Below are 566 nucleotides of genomic sequence, written 5' to 3'. Positions count from 1 at the left end.
CAGTTCGTCGCGCAGCGGGTAGCCCGCCGCCACGGCCTTGAGCGAGACCAGCCGCGCCTCGCCGCCGTCCGCGTCGTCGGCGCGGGCCATGGTGGGGAAGGTCAGGTGCCGCGTGACCGCCAACCCCAACGCCCGGGCCTGGGCTTCGTACTCGGGCGGCACGGGGTGGTCGCTGCGCAGCACCACGTCGCCCCCCAACAGTTGGCGCGCGTCGCGCTGCAGGCCGGCCTGCAGGCGATCGGCAAAGAAAGCCACGGCCGTCAGTGCCGCCACCGCCAGCGCGATCGCCAGCACGAGCACGGTCAGCTCGCCGGCGCGCCAGTCGCGCCACAGGGCGCGCCAGCCCAGGGTCCAGGCGGACGGGGCAGTGCAGGAGCGGTCGGTCGGGGTCGTCACGCGGGTACGACCGGGCGACGCCTCACTTGGTTCCGAAGATGCGGTCGCCGGCGTCGCCCAGCCCCGGCACGATGTAGCCGTGCTCGTTCAGGCCGCGGTCCACCGCCGGGGTGTAGATCGGCACGTCCGGGTGGTGGGCATGGAAGTTGGCGATTCCTTCCGGGCACGCC

At 74.0% G+C, this 566-nt stretch carries 1 protein-coding gene and 1 pseudogene; both read right to left on the bottom strand.

Going from position 1 to position 566, the window contains the following annotated elements; translation table 11 throughout:
* Positions 1-396, bottom strand: a pseudogene (locus ML342_RS11690) (hypothetical protein); the annotation flags it as partial.
* A gap of 22 nt (positions 397-418) precedes the next feature.
* Positions 419-566: uracil phosphoribosyltransferase (locus ML342_RS11685; RefSeq protein ID WP_275672489.1), on the bottom strand; the 148-nt coding region annotated here is incomplete at its 5' end.

The sequence above is a fragment of the Thermomonas alba genome (assembly GCF_022419205.1).
Lineage (GTDB): Bacteria > Pseudomonadota > Gammaproteobacteria > Xanthomonadales > Xanthomonadaceae > Thermomonas > Thermomonas alba.
The sequence above is the reverse complement of the archived record's forward strand: the minus strand, read 5'-3'. Positions and strand labels throughout refer to the sequence as shown.